Annotated in this window: 18 protein-coding genes; 9 read left to right on the forward strand and 9 right to left on the reverse strand. The window is 56.9% G+C overall.

The features are described from left to right. Positions 1 to 84 precede the first annotated feature (84 nt). Together guaB and guaA are read left to right on the forward strand one after the other, a co-directional pair. Positions 85 to 1,551, forward strand: coding sequence for an IMP dehydrogenase (guaB, locus tag G6041_RS18940; protein ID WP_004386985.1), 1,467 nt, complete (start codon positions 85 to 87; stop codon positions 1,549 to 1,551). Positions 1,552 to 1,617: 66 nt separating this feature from the next. Beyond that, the gene (gene guaA, locus G6041_RS18945; RefSeq protein ID WP_007897290.1) at positions 1,618 to 3,195 is read left to right on the forward strand and encodes a glutamine-hydrolyzing GMP synthase; all 1,578 of its coding nucleotides are present in this window, start codon (positions 1,618 to 1,620) and stop codon (positions 3,193 to 3,195) included. 385 nt (positions 3,196 to 3,580) lie between these two features. Here the strand turns inward: guaA and G6041_RS18950 are convergent, their stop codons facing one another. Beyond that, positions 3,581 to 3,784, reverse strand: coding sequence for a YfgG family protein (locus tag G6041_RS18950; RefSeq protein WP_004386987.1), 204 nt, complete (start codon positions 3,782 to 3,784; stop codon positions 3,581 to 3,583). 355 nt (positions 3,785 to 4,139) lie between these two features. Between G6041_RS18950 and G6041_RS18955 the strand changes: the two genes are divergently transcribed. Further along, positions 4,140 to 6,377 carry a sensor domain-containing phosphodiesterase gene (locus G6041_RS18955; protein ID WP_012124057.1) on the forward strand — a complete coding sequence of 746 codons (2,238 nt, stop codon included), beginning with the start codon at positions 4,140 to 4,142 and terminating at the stop codon, positions 6,375 to 6,377. Positions 6,378 to 6,411: 34 nt separating this feature from the next. Here G6041_RS18955 and ppx read toward each other — a convergent pair whose 3' ends face one another. The 4 genes from ppx to purM form a co-directional block, all read right to left on the reverse strand. Continuing rightward, the gene (ppx, locus tag G6041_RS18960) at positions 6,412 to 7,953 is read right to left on the reverse strand and encodes an exopolyphosphatase (protein WP_166491678.1); all 1,542 of its coding nucleotides are present in this window, start codon (positions 7,951 to 7,953) and stop codon (positions 6,412 to 6,414) included. 3 nt (positions 7,954 to 7,956) lie between these two features. Then, positions 7,957 to 10,017, reverse strand: coding sequence for a polyphosphate kinase 1 (gene ppk1, locus G6041_RS18965; protein ID WP_007900053.1), 2,061 nt, complete (start codon positions 10,015 to 10,017; stop codon positions 7,957 to 7,959). 237 nt (positions 10,018 to 10,254) lie between these two features. Continuing rightward, complete coding sequence (gene purN / locus G6041_RS18970) at positions 10,255 to 10,896, reverse strand: phosphoribosylglycinamide formyltransferase (protein WP_012124058.1); 642 nt, start codon at positions 10,894 to 10,896, stop codon at positions 10,255 to 10,257. After that, positions 10,896 to 11,933, reverse strand: a complete 1,038-nt coding sequence (gene purM, locus G6041_RS18975) for a phosphoribosylformylglycinamidine cyclo-ligase (RefSeq protein ID WP_007869947.1) — start codon at positions 11,931 to 11,933, stop codon at positions 10,896 to 10,898. Before purM ends, purN begins: the two co-directional genes overlap by 1 nt. A gap of 232 nt (positions 11,934 to 12,165) precedes the next feature. Between purM and upp the strand changes: the two genes are divergently transcribed. From upp to hda, 3 genes are all read left to right on the forward strand, one after another. Then, complete coding sequence (gene upp, locus G6041_RS18980; RefSeq protein ID WP_007763150.1) at positions 12,166 to 12,792, forward strand: uracil phosphoribosyltransferase; 627 nt, start codon at positions 12,166 to 12,168, stop codon at positions 12,790 to 12,792. Positions 12,793 to 12,873: 81 nt separating this feature from the next. Next, entirely contained in the window at positions 12,874 to 14,163 is a 1,290-nt protein-coding gene (gene uraA, locus G6041_RS18985) for a uracil permease (RefSeq protein ID WP_004386993.1), read from the forward strand. 95 nt (positions 14,164 to 14,258) lie between these two features. After that, complete coding sequence (gene hda, locus G6041_RS18990) at positions 14,259 to 14,960, forward strand: DnaA inactivator Hda (RefSeq protein WP_029039616.1); 702 nt, start codon at positions 14,259 to 14,261, stop codon at positions 14,958 to 14,960. Between the two features lie 50 nt (positions 14,961 to 15,010). On the opposite strand, the gene arsC is transcribed toward hda, so the two are convergent. Together arsC and bepA are read right to left on the reverse strand one after the other, a co-directional pair. Then, entirely contained in the window at positions 15,011 to 15,367 is a 357-nt protein-coding gene (gene arsC / locus G6041_RS18995; protein ID WP_004386995.1) for an arsenate reductase (glutaredoxin), read from the reverse strand. Positions 15,368 to 15,378: 11 nt separating this feature from the next. Then, positions 15,379 to 16,845 (reverse strand): beta-barrel assembly-enhancing protease, encoded by a 1,467-nt coding sequence (gene bepA / locus G6041_RS19000; protein WP_012124060.1) that lies wholly within the window; start codon positions 16,843 to 16,845, stop codon positions 15,379 to 15,381. Positions 16,846 to 17,067: 222 nt separating this feature from the next. On the opposite strand from bepA, the gene G6041_RS19005 reads away from it, so the two are divergent. Beyond that, positions 17,068 to 18,132: an AI-2E family transporter gene (locus G6041_RS19005; RefSeq protein ID WP_004386997.1), complete on the forward strand. Its 1,065-nt coding sequence runs from the start codon at positions 17,068 to 17,070 to the stop codon at positions 18,130 to 18,132. 45 nt (positions 18,133 to 18,177) lie between these two features. Here the strand turns inward: G6041_RS19005 and bcp are convergent, their stop codons facing one another. Further along, the gene (gene bcp, locus G6041_RS19010; RefSeq protein WP_004386998.1) at positions 18,178 to 18,648 is read right to left on the reverse strand and encodes a thioredoxin-dependent thiol peroxidase; all 471 of its coding nucleotides are present in this window, start codon (positions 18,646 to 18,648) and stop codon (positions 18,178 to 18,180) included. Positions 18,649 to 18,650: 2 nt separating this feature from the next. Further along, complete coding sequence (locus tag G6041_RS19015; RefSeq protein WP_004386999.1) at positions 18,651 to 19,220, reverse strand: glycine cleavage system transcriptional repressor; 570 nt, start codon at positions 19,218 to 19,220, stop codon at positions 18,651 to 18,653. A 147-nt stretch (positions 19,221 to 19,367) separates the two neighbouring features. Here G6041_RS19015 and dapA point away from each other — a divergent pair, with 147 nt between their 5' ends. Then, the gene (gene dapA, locus G6041_RS19020) at positions 19,368 to 20,246 is read left to right on the forward strand and encodes a 4-hydroxy-tetrahydrodipicolinate synthase (RefSeq protein WP_012124062.1); all 879 of its coding nucleotides are present in this window, start codon (positions 19,368 to 19,370) and stop codon (positions 20,244 to 20,246) included. Positions 20,247 to 20,262: 16 nt separating this feature from the next. Beyond that, on the forward strand, positions 20,263 to 21,297 hold the full coding sequence (gene bamC, locus G6041_RS19025; RefSeq protein WP_004387001.1) for an outer membrane protein assembly factor BamC: 1,035 nt from the start codon (positions 20,263 to 20,265) through the stop codon (positions 21,295 to 21,297). The last annotated feature ends 45 nt before the right edge of the window (positions 21,298 to 21,342 follow it).

Genomic DNA, 21,342 nt, shown 5'->3' on the forward strand with positions numbered 1-21,342 from the left:
ATGTAGAAGCAATCGGTTACGCTCTGTATAATGCCGCGGCAATATTTTATCTGTTCTCATTCACCCCAGGTTGAGATATTGCCCATGCTACGTATCGCTAAAGAAGCACTGACGTTTGACGACGTCCTCCTCGTTCCCGCTCACTCTACCGTTCTGCCGAACACCGCAGATCTCAGCACACAACTGACCAAAACCATTCGCCTGAACATCCCGATGCTTTCAGCGGCGATGGATACCGTCACGGAAGCGCGTCTGGCGATTGCCCTGGCGCAGGAAGGCGGCATCGGCTTTATCCACAAAAACATGTCTATCGAGCGCCAGGCGGAAGAAGTTCGCCGCGTGAAAAAACATGAATCCGGCGTCGTGACCGACCCGCAGACTGTTCTGCCGACCACCACCCTGCGTGAAGTGAAAGAATTGACCGAGCGCAACGGCTTCGCAGGCTACCCGGTTGTGACTGAAGAGAACGAACTGGTCGGTATCATCACCGGGCGCGACGTGCGCTTCGTGACCGATCTGAACCAGCCGGTCAGTGTTTACATGACGCCGAAAGCGCGTCTGGTGACCGTTCGCGAAGGCGAATCCCGCGACGTCGTGCTGGCGAAAATGCACGAAAAACGTGTTGAGAAGGCGCTGGTCGTGGATGAGAGTTTCCACCTGCGCGGCATGATCACCGTGAAAGATTTCCAGAAAGCCGAACGTAAACCGAACGCCTGTAAAGACGAGCAGGGCCGTCTGCGCGTCGGTGCGGCGGTGGGCGCGGGTGCCGGTAACGAAGAGCGTGTTGACGCGCTGGTTGCCGCAGGCGTTGACGTGCTGCTGATTGACTCTTCTCACGGCCACTCCGAAGGCGTGCTGCAACGCATTCGCGAAACCCGCGCGAAATACCCGGATCTGCAAATCATCGGCGGTAACGTCGCGACGGCCGCCGGCGCGAAAGCCCTGGCGGACGCGGGCGTCAGCGCGGTGAAAGTGGGCATCGGTCCTGGTTCTATCTGTACCACCCGTATCGTAACCGGCGTGGGTGTACCGCAGATCACCGCCGTGGCGGACGCGGTAGAAGCGCTGGAAGGCACCGGTATTCCGGTTATCGCTGACGGCGGCATTCGTTTCTCCGGCGATATCGCCAAAGCGATCGCGGCGGGCGCAAGCGTCGTGATGGTCGGCTCTATGCTGGCCGGCACGGATGAATCCCCGGGCGAAATCGAACTCTACCAGGGCCGCGCGTATAAATCCTATCGTGGCATGGGCTCGCTCGGCGCGATGTCCAAAGGCTCTTCCGACCGCTACTTCCAGACCGATAACGCCGCTGACAAGCTGGTGCCGGAAGGCATCGAAGGCCGCGTCGCGTATAAAGGCCGTCTGAAAGAGATTATCCACCAGCAGATGGGCGGCCTGCGCTCCTGCATGGGCCTGACCGGCTGCGCCACGATCGACGAGCTGCGTACCAAAGCGGAATTCGTGCGCATCAGCGGCGCGGGCATTCAGGAAAGCCACGTTCACGATGTGACCATCACCAAAGAGTCTCCGAACTACCGTATGGGTTCTTAATTTTCTTCGCCCGGCGTTCGCGCCGGGCGTTTACTTTGTATCAGCTACTTTCTGGAAAACGCGTCAATGACGGACAACATTCATAAGCATCGTATCCTTATCCTCGACTTCGGTTCTCAGTACACCCAACTGGTGGCGCGCCGCGTGCGTGAGCTGGGCGTTTACTGTGAACTGTGGGCCTGGGACGTGACGGAAGAGCAAATCCGCGGCTTTAATCCTAACGGGATTATCCTTTCCGGCGGCCCGGAGAGCACCACCGAAGAAAACAGCCCGCGCGCGCCGGAATATGTCTTTAACGCCGGTGTGCCGGTGCTTGGCGTTTGCTACGGTATGCAGACCATGGCGATGCAGCTGGGCGGCCATGTGGAAGGTTCTAACGAGCGTGAATTCGGTTATGCGCAGGTAGAAGTTAAAACCGACAGCGCGCTGGTGCGTGGTATTGAAGATGCGCTGAGCGCCGACGGCAACCCGCTGCTGGATGTCTGGATGAGCCACGGCGATAAAGTGACCGCCATTCCGTCTGATTTCGTGACCGTCGCCAGCACCGAAACCTGTCCGTTCGCAATCATGGCGAACGAAGAGAAGCGTTTCTACGGCGTGCAGTTCCACCCGGAAGTGACTCACACCCGTCAGGGCCTGCGTATGCTGGAGCGCTTCGTGCGCGACATCTGTGAGTGCGAAGCGCTGTGGACGCCGGCGAAAATCATCGACGACGCGGTTGAGCGCATTCGTCAGCAGGTGGGTAACGATCGCGTGATCCTGGGCCTCTCCGGCGGCGTGGACTCCTCCGTCACCGCCATGCTGCTGCACCGCGCGATTGGCGACCGTCTGACCTGTGTATTCGTTGATAACGGCCTGCTGCGCCTGAACGAAGCCGAGCAGGTGATGGATATGTTCGGTGACCATTTCGGGCTTAACATCGTTCACGTTCCGGCGGAAGCGCGCTTCCTCGACGCGCTGGCGGGCATCGACGAGCCGGAAGCCAAACGTAAAACCATCGGCCGTGTATTTGTGGAAGTGTTCGACGAAGAAGCGCTGAAGCTGGAAGATGTGAAATGGCTGGCGCAGGGCACTATCTACCCGGATGTGATTGAATCTGCGGCGTCTGCCACCGGCAAAGCGCACGTGATCAAATCTCACCACAACGTGGGCGGCCTGCCGAAAGAGATGAAAATGGGCCTCGTCGAGCCGCTCAAAGAGCTGTTTAAAGACGAAGTGCGCAAAATTGGTCTGGAGCTGGGCCTGCCGTATGACATGCTCTATCGCCACCCGTTCCCGGGGCCGGGTCTCGGTGTGCGCGTGCTGGGCGAAGTGAAAAAAGAGTACTGCGACCTGCTGCGCCGCGCCGACGCTATCTTCATCGAAGAGCTGCGCCGTGCGGATCTCTACGACAAAGTGAGCCAGGCATTCGCGGTGTTCCTGCCGGTGCGCTCTGTCGGCGTGATGGGCGATGGCCGTAAGTATGACTGGGTCGTCTCACTGCGTGCGGTCGAAACCATCGACTTTATGACCGCTCACTGGGCGCATCTGCCATACGATTTCCTGGGCCGCGTTTCCAACCGCATTATCAATGAAATCAACGGCATTTCCCGTGTGGTTTATGATATCAGCGGTAAACCGCCCGCGACGATTGAGTGGGAATGATTCCCGGCCACGCTTTCTGCTGTATGTAACGTTACAAGCAGGACACGACTTCTGAACCCGCATCGCTGCGGGTTTTTTTATTTCTTAATTATCATGCCCACTGCGATAAAGCTTTTCATAAACCGCACCCTGGGCCATCTGCACAATGCGCGGTATTGCATCAGATGAGCCATTATTTGTAGCGTTGGCAGACACTTTTTCTGAACACTAATGAAGCCTTATCATTATGCAGGAATATGTCGTTATGCATGAGGACGTTTGATCCCGGATGACGCGGCATAAACTTTTGTCGGATGCAGAATATTCTGTCTGGCAGGATCTAAGAAAACGCCCGTTAATCGTCGATTGCGGGCGTTTTCTGGCGTCGCAAGGGAAGCTTAAGACACTAGCGCTGCTGCTGTTGCTGCGAGGAGGCGTCGAGAGGCATGCTGATTTGCTGGGCCTGGACTTTATCCTGGTGGTGATACCACGCGCCGATGGCGGAGTAGATAAAGCGACCAAAGAAGAAAAGAAAACTGATAAGCAGTACAATACGGGTCATTCGACCGTTGAATCTGTCCCGTCTTCGTATGCTGGTGGCCTGTGACACGCCTTTACCCTTCAGGTTTACCCGTCAACTGCGGGCGACGTAAATATTAAGGCACAGCGAGCCGAAGAGGTCAATTATTCATCATGTAAATTTCCGTACGAATCTGCCGGGGCTGATTTTTATCAATGGATTTAAGCATTTGATGCATAACGCGATAAGAGTCTTTTTCTGCAAATGCCGGTTCGCGTATGGTGCAGTTGCATTACTTGATGTATATCAAAAGAAAGCGGTTTCCTGTGGCTAAGATTGGCTAACCGCGCCGCGTCCGGCTCAGGTCTGTCGCGCTTCTCAACAGCCAGGTCGGATGCCTGCCTGAAATTCTTGCCCGGGAACGGGACCCTGGTATCGAGCATCTATGTTATCGGTTGAAACACTCAAGAAAAATAAAGATCAGTGGTGGGCTCTGCCGCTGGTGTTACCGCTGTTGTTATTACCACTCGCCCGCGCAGGCAATACTTACGTGCATATCGAAGGCGGTCTGGTGGTGCTTTATTACCTGCCGCTGTCGCTGTTTAGCGCCTTTCTGATGATTTATGGCCGTCGCGCGCTGCCCGGCATCGGCCTTGGCATCGTTGTCTATTATCACCGCAATGTGGGGTTATTAGATCTCTCGGTCACGCTGCTGAATTTCTTTGTCCCGATAACGCTGAGCTGGGCAGGCTACCGTATTTTTGCGCCGGGCCAGCACGCAGTTTCGTGGTGGCATTCACGCAGCGGCGCGCAGCGTATGTTCTGGTTGGTGTTCTTTAACGCCTCGGTCTTTATGCTGTTTTACCAGATAGCCGCGTTTCTCGGGCTCTATGAGCGTCCAACGTCGCTGACGGGCGATAATCCTTTTACCGTATTGACGCTTATCAGCTATCAGGCCGTACTGGTCGGCTGCCTTACGGGGATGCCTTTTTTCTATCTGCTGATTCGCGTGCTGCGCCACCCGCGCTATCTGAAGAGTTTTCTCTCGCAGGCGCGTGCCCAGCGCGATAAGAAAGTCAGCAAAATCGAAGTGGTTGTCTGGCTCGGCGTGATTCTGTTCCTGCTTGGCTGTCTGGTGCAGCCGACGGGCGACAGCAGTTCGCTGTTCAGTACCACCTATACGCTTTCATTACTGTTGCCCGTGATGCTCTGGGGCGCGATGCGGTTTGGCTATTTCTTCATCACCACCGTCTGGACGCCGGTGCTGGCTGTGTTATGTCATTTCTATTATCTCTACTTCCCGTCGGTACCCGGCTACGAAACCCAGATGGTGGTCAATACCTCCAGCTATGGCGTCTTTTCGCTGGTGATTGTCTTTATGGCGCTGACTGCCACCCGCCAGCGCACGATGCATCTGCGCGGCCGTCGTCTGGCGTTAATCGATCCGTTAAGCCATATGCCGAATCTGCGAGCGCTGAACCGGGATCTTGGCAAAGCCCCCTGGTCAGTGCTGTGCTTTATGCGTATTCCCGAGCTTGAGCTGCTCGGGCGAAACTATGGCGTCATGCTGCGCATTCTCTATAAACAGCAGATGGCGGCGTGGTTGCGCCAGATCCTGCTGCCGGATGAGCTGGCGTACCAACTTTCCGGGCACGATTTAGTGCTGCGTATTCACACGGAATCGTATCTTGAGCGCATTGACGCGCTGGATAAACGCGTGCGACAGTTCCGCTTTATGTGGGATGGCATGCCGTTACAGCCGCAGGTGGGTATCAGTTACAGCTTTGTGCGCTCGCCGGTCACGCATCTGCATTTGTTGCTTGGTGAAATGAGCACCATGGCGGATCTGTCGCTTGCCACCAATCAGCCCGAAAGCTTGCAGTGTCGTGGCGCAAACCACGTGCAGAAAGCTGTGAAGCTGAAAGTGGATATGCTCAACCGCCTCCAGCAGGCGCTGGATAATCATCATTTCCGATTGATGGCGCAGCGTATCGAAGGGATGCGCGGCGACAGCTACTACGAAATTCTGTTGCGTATGCGCGGTGATGACGGCGAACTGATTGCCCCGGAGAATTTCCTGCCGGTAGCGCATGAGTTCGGTCTTTCGTCGCGCATTGATCTGATGGTGCTGGAAAGCACGCTGCAATTTATGGATGAGTGGCGCGAACAGCTGCCAGGCAGCCGTTTCTCTATCAACCTGACGCCTGCCACAGTCTGTCGCGTGCCGTTTCCGGGCGAGGTCCAGCGGCTGCTGGCGCGTTATCACATTGAGCCCTGGCAACTGATTTTTGAAATCACTGAAAGCCAGTCGTTCACGAATGTGGAACAGACGCAAATGACGCTCTCGCGACTGCGAGCAATGGGGTGTCGCATTGCAATTGACGATTTCGGCACCGGCTATGCGAGCTACGCGCGGCTGAAAAGCATCAATGCCGATATTTTAAAAATCGACGGTAGTTTTATTCGCAACATCGTGACCAGCAGTCTGGATTATCAGATTGTTGAATCGATGTGCCATCTGGCGCGGATGAAAAATATGCAGGTGGTGGCGGAGTATGTGGAAAGCGAAGAGATCAAAAACGTGGCCTGTTCGCTCGGTATCGATTATCTGCAGGGCTATGTGATTGGTAAGCCGCAACCGCTGGAGTCGCTTATCGCGGCGAAGCCCCAAGCGCAGGCATAAAAAAAACGGTGAGCCAGGCTCACCGTTTCGCGTTTCAGGCGGCCACTTCCGGGCTCGCTTCTTCTTCAATATTCAGCTTCCAGCCGGTGACGCCTTCCCAGTACTGCTGCTCACGTTCGAGATCCAGCAGCACCAGCGCGTTCTGGCTGAACCAGTCGTGCGGGAAACGCAGCGTCCAGTGATTCTCATCGGTATTCAGCACCAGCGTCGGCGGTGTGGTGGTCGCCTGACGCTGATTGTTCAGCAGCACGCCGAGGCGCAGCAGCTGGATGAGCGGCAGGAACTGCTTTTTCTTATACAGGGTAAAGCGCGGCAGCTCGTCGAGCTTAATCGCCTTACGGTGATAGCGCACCAGCGTCGCCATCATCATCTGCTGCTCCTGGTTAAAGCCCGGCAGATCGCTGTTCTGAAGGATATACGCCGAATGGCGGTGCAGGCCGCTGTGGTTAATGCCAAGCCCGACCTCATGCAGCATCGCCGCCCATTTCAGCAGTGCCGCCAGCGACGGGTTCGCAAGCTTAGGATTCTGCTGCTCCCACTGCTCATACATCAGCATGGTGGTATCCAGCACCCGGTGCGCCTGTTCTCTGTCGATATGGTACTGATTGGCGAGGCTCTGCGCGGTGCGAATGCGGATATCCTGATGGCGGAAACGGCCTTCCATCTCATACAGCACGCCTTCGCGCAGCGCGCCGTCTGAGAGACGCAGCTCGCGGATCGCCAGCGCGTCAAACACGCCGCAGAGAATAGCCAGCCCCGGCACGAAGACGACTTTGCGCTCTTCCGATAGCCCCGGCAGGGTAAGCGCGGAGAAGTGGCCGAATTTCAGCACTTCATCGCGCAGCATATCGAGGCGATCCGGCGTGATAAAACCGTCTTTCTCGCCCATCTCTACCAGCACTTCATGCGCCGCTTTAATGGTGCCGGAAGCGCCCAGCGCCACGGTCCAGCCTTTAAGACGATACTGCCAGGCGAGGCTTTCAAGCTTTTGCACGGCGGCGAGACGCGCGCGGCGGAAATTATCCGGCGTTATCTCACCGTTCGGGAAGAAATGCTGCCCGAAGCTGACGCAGCCCATGCGGCGGCTTTCCACCAGTTGCGGCTCGAAATATTCGCCTATCACCAGCTCTGTCGAGCCGCCGCCGATATCGATAACCAGCTTACGCCCGCGCTCTGGCTGCGTATGTTCCACGCCCATGAAAATCAGGCGCGCTTCTTCATTGCCGGAGATAATTTCAATCGGGTAGGGAATGACCTTTTCCGCGCGACGCAGGAAATCCGTCGCGTTAGCGGCCTGGCGCAGCGTGTGGGTGCCCACGATGCAGACTTTCGCCGCGGAAAACCCCTGCAGGCGCTCGGCGAACAGGGAGAGGCAGGCGAGGCCGCGCTCCATGGCCTCTTCGCTCAGCATATTATTTTCGTCCAGCCCATCGGCCAGGTGTACGCGCTGTTTCAGACGACCAATGATTTGCATGGCGCCATCCACCACACGGGCAATCACCATATGGAAGCTGTTAGAGCCGAGATCGACCGCAGCAAATTCCTCCGGTCGTGGAGCATCAGAAGTTATCGGCATAGATTATTCAGGCTGTTCCAGAGATTTTATGTAATCGTAAATCGCCAATTGTGCGCGAACTTTGCGGCGATTACCACGCGGCACATAGCGATTACTCAGTTCTTTGTCCACATAACGGGCCTTCACCGTATCACTGAACAGGATATCAATGATATCCAGAATGCGCTGTTTCAGGCGCGGGTCCAGCAGCGGCGCGGCGACTTCAATGCGGTAGTCGATATTACGCGTCATCCAGTCGGCAGACGACAGATAAACGCGCTTATCGCCGCCATTTTCGAAAATATAAACCCGGTCATGTTCGAGATAGCGGTCAACGATACTGATGACCTGAATATTGTCGCTCAGGCCTTCCAGCTGCGGGATAAGCGAGCACATGCCGCGAATCAGCAGATTCACTTTTACGCCGGAGCCGGACGCCGCGTAGAGCCTGTCCACCAGCCCTTTATCGACGAGGTTATTAAGCTTAAGCGTAATCCCCGACGGCAACCCCTGCTGCGCGTTGGCTATCTCCTGGTCGACCATTTCATAAAGCAGGCGGCGCGAGTTTTGCGGCGACACCAGCAGGTAATCGAAGCTCACCGGCCGGTAAGGGTTCTCGATAAAGTTAAACACCCGGCGCACTTCGTTGGTGATGCGCGCATCGGCGGTCAGCAGTGAGTAGTCGGTATAAAGACGCGCGGTTTTCTCGTTAAAGTTGCCGGTGCCGATATGCGCGTAGCGCACCACGTCGTCACCCTCTTTACGCGAGATGAGAAACAGTTTGGCGTGGATCTTAAGGCCCGGCGCTGAGAAGATCACATGTACGCCCGCCTCGGTCAGGCGTTTCGCCCAGTGAATATTCGCCTCTTCATCAAATCGCGCCTGCAATTCCACCACGACGGTCACTTTTTTGCCGTTGTGGGCGGCGTGGATCATCGAGTCGATAATGCGCGAGTCTTTCGCCACGCGATAGATATTGATTTTGATGGCCAGCACGCTCGGGTCAAACGATGCCTGGCGCAGCAGTTCCAGCACATGCTCGAACGTGTGATACGGGTAGTAAAGCAGCACGTCGCGCTCGCGAATGGCGTCAAAGCCGTTGCGGAATTGATCGAACCAGATGTGGCGCAGGCGCGGCAGCGGTTTGTTGATCAGATTCGCTTTGCCGACATTCGGGAAGCTAATGAAATCTTTAAAGTTATGGTAGCGACCGCCCGGCACGATGGAGTCATAGCGCGAGATAGAGAGCTTCTCGCGCAGCATCTGCACCATCGCGTCCGGCATGTCGCGCTGGTAAACGAAACGCACCGGCTCGGCGGTGAGACGCTGCTTGAGGCTTGAAGACATCAGCTCCAGCAGGCTCGATTCCATCTCATGTACCAGATCGTATTCCGCGTCGCGCGTCATTTTCATGGAATAGGCGTTCAGCGCGTCGTAATCGAAAAAGCCTTTAAAGATGTCATCCAGACAGAAGCGCAGAATGTTATCCAGCAGGATCATCGGCTTGCGGCGGCGCGGGGTTTCGGGCGGAAGATTCACGAAGCGCGGCACTTTATCGGCCGGGATCTCCAGCAGCGCGTAGCGAATAGATTCGCCGCGAATAATTTCGACCGCCAGATAGGTGTAATCGTCTTTCAGAAACTGCACCAGATCGGTGTCGCGATTAATCAGCGTCGGGGTGACGTGCTGGCGCAGATAGTGTTTGAAGTAGTGGCGCAGCCACACCTGCTGGTTTTCAGAAAGCTGGCGTTCGTTAATCAGAAAGATTTGGTTGCGCGCCATCTCCAGCAGCAGATCGTTATACAGGCCGTCGAACTCCTGATCAGCCTTCAACACCCGCGACTGGATCTTGCCCAGCAGGTGGCGCGAATGAGAGTTAGAACCCTGCTCTTCGCTGATGATAATGCGCCGCTTAAGCTCGGCAAACCGGACCTTATAAAACTCATCAAGGTTGTTAGAGTAGATGCCCAGAAAGCGCATGCGCTCAATCAGCGGGTTAGATTTATCCGCCGCTTCCTGCAATACGCGTTCGTTGAACGATAACCAGCTCAGTTCTTTTTCGATATAAAGCTTTTCCTGACCCATTACTACTCACACTCCGGTTGATTAACTCGGGACGTGGCAAATCCGTCTCGGGGTTATTATGGCGAGCTTTGTCATGCTCTGTCCAACTGTGCCAGAAAAGTATGACAGTTATCCGCAGGCTTACGAGAAAGCGGCAAAAAGCCTGTGAAACCGTGATGTTGGCGGGCAAGTTTTCCGTGTCGATGACGGAATTAACGCCAGACGAAAGAAAAAATAAAGGGCCTCGTGGCCCTTTAATCATTCGTCAGAAGCGTAACCCTGCGGCGGGAGCGGCTGCCCGTCCAGCCAGGCGCGGCCTTCGCGCATGGCGAGGCGGCCATCAACAAACCAGCTTACCACCAGTGGGTAGATGGCGTGCTCTTGCGCCTGAACGCGCGCGGTGACGTCTTCTTCGCTGTCGCCGGGAAAGACCGGGACGCGGGCCTGTAAAATCACCGGGCCGCCGTCCAGCTCGTCCGTGACAAAATGCACCGACGTGCCGTGCTCGTCATCGCCGTTGGCGAGCGCCTGGCGGTGCGTATGCAGCCCCGGATATTTCGGCAGCAGGGAAGGGTGAATATTCAGCAGCCGTCCTTCATAGTGCGCCACAAAGGCCGGGCTCAGAATGCGCATATAGCCCGCCAGCACCACCAGATCCGGCGCGTAGGCGTCTATCTCCTGCATCAGCTCACGGTCAAACGCCTCGCGGCTGGCAAAATCAGATGCGCTTAACGCATGGGCGGGAATGGCGGCCTCGCGCGCGCGTTCAAGGCCGAATGCGTCGGCCTTGTTGCTGAAGACGGCGCTAATCACGCCGTTGATTTTCTTCTGCGCGCAGGCGTCGATAATCGCCTGTAAATTACTGCCGCTGCCGGAAATCAGCACTACGATGCGCTTCATTACGCAATAACCACGCGTTCCTGGGCATCGGAGGCTTTAATCGCGCCGATTTTCCATGCGGTTTCGCCAAGGCTATTGAGCAGCGCTACCGCGTTATCCGCTTCTGCGGCTGGCAGGGCGATGACCATGCCAACGCCGCAGTTAAAGGTGCGGTACATTTCATGACGGCTGACGTTGCCCGCCTGCTGTAGCCAGTTGAAGACCGCCGGCCACTGCCAGGAGGCTTCATCAATCACGGCCTGGGTGTTGTCCGGCAGCACGCGCGGAATGTTTTCCCAGAAGCCGCCGCCGGTCAGGTGGGCGATGGCATGGACTTCAAGCTTCTCAATCAGCTCCAGCACCGGTTTTACATAGATGCGGGTCGGCGCCAGCAGGTGATCGGCGAGCGGTTTGCCGTCAAGCTCGGTGGTTTGCGGGTCCGCTCCGCTCACTTCAAGAATTTTACGCACCAGCGAGTAGCCGTTGGAGTGCGGACCGCTGGAGGCCAGCGCCACCAGTACGTCGCCATCGGCGACTTTCGAGCCGTCGATAATCTCTGATTTTTCCACTACACCGACGCAGAAACCGGCCACGTCGTAATCGTCGCCGTGATACATGCCCGGCATTTCCGCCGTTTCGCCGCCCACCAGCGCGCAGCCGGATTGCAGGCAGCCTTCGGCGATGCCGTTAATCACGCTTGCCGCAGTATCCACATCCAGCTTGCCGGTCGCGTAGTAATCGAGGAAGAACAGCGGCTCGGCGCCCTGTACCACCAGATCGTTTACGCACATCGCCACCAGGTCGATGCCAATCGTGTCGTGACGTTTCAGATCCATCGCCAGACGCAGCTTGGTGCCGACGCCGTCCGTCCCGGAGACCAGCACCGGCTCGCGGTATTTCTGCGGCAGCGCGCAGAGGGCGCCGAAGCCGCCCAGGCCACCCATCACTTCCGGGCGACGGGTTTTTTTCACGACGCCTTTGATTCGGTCGACCAGAGCGTTACCAGCATCAATATCAACACCGGCATCTTTATAGCTGAGAGAGGTTTTGTCGGTCACTGCTAAAGTCCCCACGCGGTTGCGGTTGGTGGTAGTAGAGAAAACGCGGCAATTCTAACAGTCCAGGCAAACGTTTGCGAGCCCTTGTTGCGTTGAATAAAACACACTAATAAGATGACTGACTTCTGTTCGGTTGATCCCGATCAAGCCCATTACGTATGGCGCGGCCCGCAAAAAGCGGTATAATCCGGCGATTTTTTTTGTGGTTGCCATCTTGCTGGGGAGAAAGAGAATGAAGATCGTTGAAGTGAAGCACCCGCTGGTTAAACACAAGCTGGGCCTGATGCGCGAGCATGACATCAGCACCAAGCGTTTTCGTGAACTCGCCTCTGAAGTGGGCAGCCTGCTGACCTATGAAGCCACGGCGGATCTGCTGACCGAAAAAGTGACTATCGAAGGCTGGAATGGCCCGGTGGAAATCGAGCAGATCAAAGGCAAGAAAATTACCGTAGTGCCTATTCTGCGCGCCGGTCTTGGCATGATGGAAGGGGTGCTGGAGAACGTACCGAGCGCGCGTATCAGCGTGGTTGGCGTTTACCGTGATGAAGAAACCCTGGAGCCGGTGCCGTATTTCCAGAAGCTGGTTTCTAATATCGACGAGCGCATGGCGCTGGTTGTCGACCCGATGCTGGCGACAGGCGGTTCGATGATCGCCACTATCGACCTGCTGAAGAAAGCGGGCTGCACCAGCATCAAAGTGCTGGTTCTGGTTGCCGCGCCGGAAGGCATCAAGGCGCTGGAAAAAGCGCACCCGGATATCGAGCTTTATACCGCGTCCATCGACAAGGGGCTTAACGAGCACGGGTACATCATCCCGGGCCTCGGCGATGCGGGCGATAAAATATTTGGTACGAAATAAACATTAAGCCGACTTATTAGTCGGCTTTTTTTTGGTCCCACACTTAACACATCACACATCAACACTCTTGAGGAAAACGCTATGACGCGCCGTGCTATCGGGGTAAGTGAACGTCCGCCGCTCTTACAGACTATCCCGCTTAGTTTGCAGCACCTGTTCGCCATGTTTGGCGCAACCGTGCTGGTGCCCATCCTGTTTCATATTAACCCGGCCACCGTACTGCTGTTTAACGGTATCGGAACGCTGCTGTATCTCTTTATCTGTAAAGGCAAAATCCCGGCATATCTGGGCTCAAGCTTTGCCTTTATCTCGCCCGTGTTGCTGTTGCTGCCGCTCGGCTATGAGATGGCGCTCGGCGGGTTTATCGTCTGCGGCGCGCTGTTTTGCATCGTGGCGCTGATTGTCAAAAAAGCGGGCACCGGCTGGCTCGACGTGATGTTCCCGCCTGCGGCGATGGGTGCCATCGTCGCGGTTATCGGCCTGGAGCTGGCGGGCGTCGCGGCCAATATGGCGGGCCTGCTGCCTGCGGAAGGCCAGACGGCGGATTCCACCACAATCACTATTTCGCTGGTGACGCTGGCGGTAACGGTGTTTGGCTCGGTGCTGTTCCGCGGTTTTCTCGCGATCATCCCGATTCTCATCGGCGTGCTGGCGGGCTATGCGCTCTCCTTCGCGATGGGCGTTGTGGATACCACGCCGATTGCCAATGCTCACTGGTTTGCGCTGCCGACATTCTATACGCCGCGCTTTGAGTGGTTTGCTATCTTCACCATTCTGCCTGCGGCGCTGGTGGTCATAGCCGAGCATGTCGGGCACCTGGTGGTGACGGCGAATATCGTAAAAAAAGATCTGATCCGCGATCCGGGTCTGCACCGCTCGATGTTTGCGAACGGTTTCTCGACGATGATTTCCGGTTTCTTCGGCTCCACGCCGAACACGACCTATGGCGAAAACATCGGCGTTATGGCGATCACACGCGTTTACAGCACCTGGGTTATTGGTGGCGCTGCGATCATCGCGATTTTGCTCTCCTGCGTTGGCAAACTGGCGGCGGCGATCCAGATTATCCCGGTGCCGGTGATGGGCGGCGTTTCGCTGCTGCTCTACGGCGTGATCGGCGCATCCGGTATTCGCGTACTGATTGAATCTAAAGTGGATTATAGCAAGGCGCAGAACCTGATCCTGACGTCAGTCATCCTGATCATCGGCGTCAGCGGCGCGAAAGTGCATATCGGCGCGGCCGAGCTGAAAGGCATGGCGCTGGCGACGATTGTCGGCGTGGCGCTGAGCCTGATTTTCAAACTTATCAACGTATTGCGCCCGGAAGAGACGGTGCTTGACGCTGACGAGCACGAAAAATCGCCGCACTGATCCGCCTGCCGGGCGGCGCTGTCGCCCGGTTCAACAGCGAAGCGATTGTGTGATAGACTCAATGCGTTTTTTCGTATGTCCTTGAAGAGGTCCTTCTGAACACACCGGCACAGCTCTCCTTGCCGCTCTGGCTGCCCGATGACGAAACGTTTGCCAGCTTCTGGCCGGGCGACAACCCCTCTTTATTAGCCGCACTCCAGACGATGCTGCGTCACGACCGCAGCGGCTACATCTATTTCTGGTCGCGAGAGGGCGGTGGGCGCAGTCATCTGCTGCATGCCGCCTGCGCTGAGCTTTCGCAGCGCGGAGACGCGGTTGGTTATGTGCCGCTCGATAAACGCACCTGGTTTGTCCCGGAAGTGCTGGAGGGCATGGAGCAACTCTCGCTGGTGTGCATCGATAATATCGAGTGCATCGCAGGCGATGAGCCCTGGGAAATGGCTATCTTCAATCTCTATAACCGCATTCTGGAATCGGGCAATACCCGGCTGCTCATTACCGGCGACAGGCCGCCGCGCCAGCTCAACCTGAAGCTGCCCGATCTCGCCTCGCGCCTCGACTGGGGGCAAATCTACCGGCTCCAGCCGCTCTCCGATGACGATAAGCTCCAGGCGCTGCAGCTGCGCGCCCGGATGCGCGGTTTTGAACTGCCGGAAGATGTGGGGCGTTTTCTGTTAAAACGGCTCGATCGTGAAATGCGCACGCTGTTCCTGACGCTCGATCAGCTCGATCGCGCCTCGATCAGCGCCCAGCGCAAGCTAACGATCCCGTTTGTGAAAGACACGCTCGGGCTGTAAAACCCGTCGCAAAAAGAAGAACGCCGCGAGGAGTGCCCGCGGCGTTTTTTTTAGAGGATCTCCAGCACCTGCTCCGGCGGACGCCCCAGTCGCGCTTTGCCGTGGCTAATCACAATCGGGCGCTCAATCAGTTTCGGGTTGTCCACCATTGCCTGAATCAGCGCCTCTTCGCTGAGCGACGGGTCAGCCAGATTCAGCGTTTTGTAGAGATCTTCTTTCGTGCGCATCAGCTCGCGCGCCTGGCTGAACCCGAGCTGGTTCAGCAGCGTTTTGATTGTCGCGGCATCCGGCGGCGTCTCCAGATACAGCACGACATCCGGCTCAATGCCGCGTTCGGTCAGCAGGCTCAGGGTTTCGCGGCTTTTTGAGCAGCGCGGGTTATGGTAAATCGTCACGTCCCGGGACATGGTCTCTCCTGTTACATTTTTTCGTAAGGGCGGAAGCGCTGTTGCAGCTGGCGGATCTGATCGATACGGGCGTCATAACGCGCCTGTTGCAGACTGCCGAGCTTCACCTGCGAACTGGCGCTGCTGAGCAGCGTGATTGCCTGATCGAGTTTACCCAGAAGCGCCATCACTTCGGCGCGCGCCGCCAGCTCCTGATCGCGATTGCCGAGCGCCGCCTGCGCCTGCGCCAGCAGATCCCAGCCGTTGGTGTCATCCGGCCAGGTAAAGGTGTAGCGGTTAAGGATAGTTACCGCCTGCGCCAGCTGGCTGCCTTCCAGATACGCGTTAGCAAGGTTCAACTGCAACACCGGATTGGTTTTCAGATCCGGCGCGCTTTTCAGACGGTCAATCGCCTCCTGCGCTTTGTGTTCGCCAAGCGAAATATCGGTGGCGAGGTCGAGATACCAGGCATTGTCCGGCTGCGCGCGCAACAGCGGTTCCAGCTGCTGGCGGGCTTCGGCGAAGCGTTTATCCTGCATCGCCTGCAGGGCGCGGCCATATTGCGCGGCGTGTTGTTCGCGCTGGTTGCCTTTGGCGAGCGAATCGAGAATATCGCTGGTGAGCTGGTTACGCCCGGAGTTATACATGCCCAGCGTGCGCACTTTCGCCATGTAGAACGCTTCAGAGGATTGCGATACGACGGGGCGCATCTGGTTCGCGCGGTTACGGGCATCCGACAGACGGCTTTCCGGCAGCGGGTGAGTAAGCAGAATTTCCGGCGGGCGCGTGGAGTAGCGCGCCTGGTCGAGAAGTTTCTCAAGGAAAGTCGGCATCGCCTGCGGATCAAAGCCAGAGCGTTGCAGCACCTGAATACCGATGCGGTCGGCTTCTTGTTCATTCTGTTGAGTAAACGTGATAACGCCCTGCTGCGTACCGGCGAGCGTGCCGGTGAGCGCCGCCATACCCGCCTGCGGGCTTGCCATCGCGAGCAGTATTGAGCCGAGCGCGCCGACCCAGGTGAGCGGGGCGCTGCGTTTTTGATCTTCCATCGCGCGCGCCAGGTGGCGCTGGGTGACGTGGGAGATTTCATGCGCCATTACCGAGGCGAGCTGGCTTTCGTTATCGGCATAGCGAAACAGCGCCGAGTGCAGCACTACGTTGCCGCCGAAAAAGGCGAAGGCGTTAATTTCATCGTTATTGATGAGATAGAAGTGGAAAGGGGTTTTTACCGAATCGGCGTGCGATACCAGGCGCATACCCAGCCCGTTGATATATTGCACCAGCAGCGGGTCGTTAATCAGGGGCGCGCTGCCGCGCAACTGACGGACGTAGTAATCGCCCATCTGTAACTCCTGACCGATAGAGAGCGTGCTGCCCGCCGAGGTACCCATATCCGGCAAACCGTCGGCCGGGTCCGCTGCAAAGGCGGGCGCAAGCTGGCCTGCCAGCATGCCGCCGATAAGCGTTGCAACCAGTGTCGTTTTCAACTGCCTGAACATAGCCTCTTTCCCGTCTGTATAGAGTCTCTTTTGACCCGCCCGGCATCGCTTTGTTCAGTCCGCGCGCCCGGCTGGGAAGTCCGTTTTACAAATGCGTCGGGAAATCATATTCATCCGGCAACGGGTTGTCTTGCGGGGGGCACAAAAATCACGGTCTTTTTTGTGACATTTCGATACAATTCGCCCTCACGCCCGTGCCGTCACCCGTGAGGGAAGGTTTTTATGCTTGAAATGTTAACCCAGTGGTATCGTCGTCGCTTCAGCGATCCGGAGGCGATAGCGCTGCTGGCGATTCTGGTCGCTGGTTTTTGTATCCTCTTCTTCCTGCATGGTTTGCTGGCACCGCTGCTGGTCGCTATCGTTCTTGCCTACCTGCTGGAGTGGCCGACGTCGCGGCTGCAACGCATCGGCTGTTCACGTGGCCTTGCCGCAACGCTGGTGCTGGTGCTCTTTATCGGTATTGTGCTGGTCATGGCGTTTGTCGTGGTGCCGGTGGCCTGGCAGCAGGGAATTAACCTGATCCGCGATATTCCCGGCATGCTCAATAAGCTCTCCGATTTTGCGGCGACGCTGCCGAAGCGTTTTCCGGCGCTGATGGACGCGGGCATTATCGACGCCATCGCCGAAAATATGCGCACCCGCATCATCACGCTTGGTGATTCGGTAGTGAAATATTCGCTCGCCTCGCTGGTGGGCCTGCTGACGCTTGCTATCTACCTGATTCTGGTGCCGCTGATGGTGTTCTTTTTAGTCAAAGATAAAGAACAGCTGCTGAACGCGGTGCGGCGCGTGCTGCCGCGTAACCGCGGTCTCGCAGGGCAGGTGTGGGTGGAGATGAACCAGCAAATTACCAATTACATCCGCGGCAAAGTGCTGGAGATGATTGTGGTGGGTGTCGCGACCTGGATAGGTTTCCTGATTTTCGGCCTTAACTACTCGCTGTTACTGGCGGTGCTGGTCGGCATCTCAGTACTCATTCCGTATATCGGCGCGTTTATGGTGACTATCCCGGTCGTGTGCGTGGCGCTGTTTCAGTTCGGCATGGGCACAGAGTTCTGGAGCTGCTTTGCGGTCTATCTGATTATTCAGGGGCTGGATGGCAACGTGCTGGTGCCGGTGCTGTTCTCCGAAGCGGTCAATCTGCATCCGCTGGTAATTATTCTCTCGGTGGTGATTTTCGGCGGGCTGTGGGGCTTCTGGGGGATTTTCTTCGCCATTCCGCTGGCGACGCTGATTAAAGCGGTGGTTCACGCCTGGCCGGAAACCACGCCGACGGCGCAAGAGTAACGTCATACGGGCCGGGCAGGCGTTACGCCTCCCGGCAATCTGTCTTCAGGCGTGTTCTTTCAGCCAGGCCAGTACCACGTCGTGGTGATTGCTGGTTTTGAAATCGTTGAACACATGTTCGATTTTTCCTTCGGCATCGATCAGAAAGCTGATGCGATGAATGCCGTCGTAGGTTTTCCCCATAAAGGACTTTTCACCCCAGACGCCAAACTGGTCGCTCACCTGATGATCTTCATCCGAGAGCAGCGTGAAATTAAGCAGCTCTTTTTCAGCGAAACGCGAGAGCTTTTCAGGTTTATCGGTGCTGATGCCCAGCACTTCCACACCCGCTTTTTTCAGGTCATCCATATTATCGCGCAGCCCGCATGCCTGGACGGTGCAGCCCGGCGTCATGGCTTTGGGATAGAAATAAACCAGAACACGCTGTCCCTGGAAGTCGGTCAAATTTACTTGTTCACCGTCCTGATCGGGCAAGCTAAATTTCGGTGCGATATCACCGGCTTTCAGTGGATTCATCACTACACTCCATCCTGTTCATCTTGCTGTGGATAATTAACCACGCTAATAGTGCCTTGCGCGCCCAGCTCTGTACAGAGTTGACGGAAAGGCTGTTCGATAATCGTCGCATCCTGTGAAGCCGGACTGTGCGCCGTTATCTGAATATAGAGCTGTGCGGACTTATTTTCCTGTGCAGGCTGCGTGCGCGAGATAAGTTCAGCGATATTCATGTCGTGGGAATGGAACAGTTCGGTGAAGCGCTCAATCAAATGCGGCGAGTCTTCCACCTCGACCTGCACCCAGACGGACGCCGGCATCGCCTGGCGAGGGCGGGCGGTGGTGCGTTTCATCACAATCAGCAAATCCAGCTCGGCGCCCTTGAGCGGCAGCGTGGATTCAATCAGCGTAATCGCGTTCCAGCTTCCGGACAGCAGCATGATGAACGTGAACTCCTCTCCCAGCATCGCCAGACGGCTATCTTCGATATTGCAGCCGCAACTGCTGACATGGCGGGTGATAGTGTTAACGATACCCGAGCGGTCGGCTCCCAGCGCGGTAATCACCAGATAATGGGGGGATGAGGATGTCAAACCTGTGCTTCCTGTTGAAACGATGAATTATTCCTTAGGAAACCATAAAAAAATCCGCCATACAACCGCATAGCGCGCCCTGGCCGCTTGCTTTTATTACGGCACCAAACGTACCATTGAGGCTCTTGTTTGCACAGAGGATGGCCAATGTTCACGGGAAGTATTGTCGCGCTTATCACGCCGATGGATGAAAAAGGTAATGTCTGCCGGGCGAGCCTGAAAAAACTGATTGATTACCATGTCGCTAACGGAACGTCGGCGATTGTATCGGTAGGGACGACCGGGGAATCCGCCACGCTCAGCCATGACGAGCATGCTGATGTGGTGATGATGACGCTGGAACTTGCCGACGGCCGCATTCCGGTTATCGCAGGCACGGGCGCGAACGCCACTTCCGAGGCCATCAGCCTGACTCAGCGTTTCAACGACAGCGGCATCGCAGGCTGTCTGACCGTTACGCCGTATTACAACCGTCCGACCCAGGAAGGCCTGTTCCAGCATTTTAAAGCTATCGCAGAGCATACCGACCTGCCGCAGATCCTCTATAATGTGCCGTCCCGTACCGGTTGCGATATGCTGCCGGAGACGGTAGGTCGTCTGTCAAAAATTAAAAATATTGTCGGTATCAAAGAAGCGACCGGGAACTTAAGCCGCGTTCACCTGATCAAAGAGCTGGTCAATGAAGATTTCGCGCTGTTAAGCGGCGATGACGCCACGGCGATGGATTTCATGCAGCTTGGCGGCCACGGGGTGATTTCTGTTACCACCAACGTCGCCGCGCGCGATATGGCCGATATGTGCCGGCTCGCGGCGGAAGGGAAGTTTGACGATGCGCGCATCATCAATCGTCGCCTGATGCCTTTGCATCATAAATTATTTGTCGAACCCAATCCTGTCCCGGTGAAATGGGCCTGTAAGGAATTGGGACTTGTGGCGACCGATACGCTGCGCCTGCCAATGACGCCGATTACCGATGCCGGTCGCGACATTGTTGGCTCCGCGCTTAAGCATGCCGGCCTGCTGTAAAGTTTAGGGAGATTTGATGGCTTACTCAGTACAGAAGTCGCGTGTGGCGAAAGTAGCAACCGTATCGCTGGTGATGCTGCTCGCCGCCTGTAGTTCCGATTCGCGCTACAAGCGTCAGGTGAGCGGCGACGAGTCCTATCTGGACGCGGCTCCGCTGGCAGAACTGCACGCGCCGGCCGGTATGATCCTGCCGGTGCAGAACGGCGACTATAACATCCCGACCCCGCGTACCAACGGCCCGGTTGGCAAACAGCTTGATATTCGCCCGCCCACACAGCCGCTGGCGCTGGTCAGCGGCGCGCGTACGCAGTTCACGGGCGACACCGCGACGCTGCTGCTGGAAAGCGGCCGCAACGGTGCGCTCTGGCCGCAGGTGGTCAGCGTCGTGCAGTCGCTCAATTACACCATAGAAAAACGCGACGACGCCGCTCAGACGCTCAACACCGACTGGGTACAGTGGAACCGCGCCGATGAAGACCAGCAGTATCGCGGTCGCTATCAGGTCAGCGTGAAGCCGCAGGGCTATCAGCAGGCGCTGGTGGTGAAGCTCGTCAATCTTGAGCAGGATGGCAAACCGGTAGCGGATACCGCCTCATTGCAGCGTTACAGCGCCGAAATGCTGAACGCGATCGCCTCCGGTCTTGATAAAAACGAGACCGCGCGTCAGAACGCCGCCGATAACCGCAGCGCGTCGCAAATCGACGTGACCAGCGGTTCCGACGATGTCGGCCTGCCGGTACTGGTGGTGCGCGCGCCGTTCAACGCCGTCTGGAACCGCCTGCCGGATACGCTCGCTAAAGTGGGCATGAAAGTGACCGACTCCACCCGTTCAACGGGCAGCGTCGCCGTGACCTACAAAGCGCTGTCTGACAGCGACTGGCAGGCGCTGGGCGCACGCGATCCGGGCCTCTCTAACGGCGATTACAAACTTCAGGTCGGCGATCTCGATAACCGCACCAGCCTGCAGTTTATCGACCCGAAAGGCCATACGCTGACCCAGTCGCAGAACGATGCGCTGGTCGCCGCCTTCCAGGCTGCATTCAGCAAGTAATACGCAGGGTCGGATCACTCCGGCCCTTTTTTCTGTGGTGGACGC

The sequence above is a fragment of the Cronobacter sp. HA18003 genome, from assembly GCF_011605905.1.
In the GTDB taxonomy this organism is placed as follows: Bacteria; Pseudomonadota; Gammaproteobacteria; order Enterobacterales; family Enterobacteriaceae; genus Cronobacter; species Cronobacter sakazakii.